The sequence below is a fragment of the Roseateles sp. P5_E1 genome, from assembly GCF_054049335.1.
Genome location: NZ_JBFUMN010000481.1, coordinates 1 through 520 on the forward strand (window position 1 = coordinate 1; position 520 = coordinate 520).

Here is a 520-nt window from a genome sequence, read left to right on the forward strand (position 1 = left end):
GGGCAGGTCGAAAGCGCTGGCCGCACCATGGATGAGATCGTGGTCAACGTGAAGCGGGTCAGCGCACTGATCACCGAGATCAGCACCGCGGCCCAGCAGCAGAGCGAGAGCATCGGCCAGATCAACCAGGCCGTCGACCATATCGACGAGGGCACGCAGCAGAAYGCGGCCCTGGTCGAAGAAGCCWCSGCCGCCGCGCGCAGCATGGACGAGCAGGCCACCCAGCTGCTGCAGACCGTGGCGGCGTTCCGGGTGGATGCCGGGCAGGGCGCCGCGCGCACGGCCGGCGTGGTGGCCATGCACGGCGGGCATCCAACGCTGCGGCTGGTCTAGCCCACGCGTACCCTGCGGCGCCGACATGCGGGCGGGGAGCGGTTGCCAGGCCCTGCCCGTAGGCATGGGTGAACCGGTCGGCCTCGGCGCGGACACCGAGCTTGTGCGCATCGCCATGACGCGTTGCCGGCTGATAAAGCGTCGTCGATTGGCAATGCGGCCAGCACCAATGTGCTCGTTGTTGCAT

General features: G+C 68.9%; 1 protein-coding gene. It reads left to right on the forward strand.

The window, feature by feature from the left end; all coding sequences use genetic code 11:
* The coding region (locus ACXJKJ_RS32210; RefSeq protein WP_457395824.1) for a methyl-accepting chemotaxis protein at nt 1-333 on the forward strand (333 nt) is incomplete at its 5' end.
* Between the last annotated feature and the right edge of the window lie 187 nt (nt 334-520).